The sequence below is a fragment of the Vibrio marinisediminis genome, assembly GCF_014050145.1.
In the GTDB taxonomy this organism is placed as follows: domain Bacteria; phylum Pseudomonadota; class Gammaproteobacteria; order Enterobacterales; family Vibrionaceae; genus Vibrio; species Vibrio marinisediminis.
The window spans coordinates 1-267 of record NZ_JACFYF010000270.1 but is presented as its reverse complement, the minus strand read 5'-3'; the positions used below and the strand labels follow the sequence as shown (position 1 = coordinate 267).

At 65.5% G+C, this 267-nt stretch carries 1 pseudogene; it reads left to right on the top strand.

Annotated elements, in window-relative coordinates:
- Positions 1-267: pseudogene (locus H2O73_RS24070) on the top strand (threonine synthase); the annotation flags it as partial.

Genomic DNA, 267 nt, shown 5'->3' with positions numbered 1-267 from the left:
GGACATGTTCAACGACCACGGCTTCCGCGACGGCGTGCGGCTGGCGGGCGTGAATTCGATCAATTGGGCGCGGGTGCTGGCTCAGGTCGTCTACTACTTCTCGGCCGCGACCAGCCTCGGCGCCCCGGACCGCAAGATCAGCTTCACGGTCCCCACGGGCAATTTCGGCGACATCTTCGCAGGCTACATCGCGCGGCGCATGGGCCTGCCCATCGACACCCTGGTGATCGCCACCAACCAGAACGACATCCTGCACCGCTGCCTGAC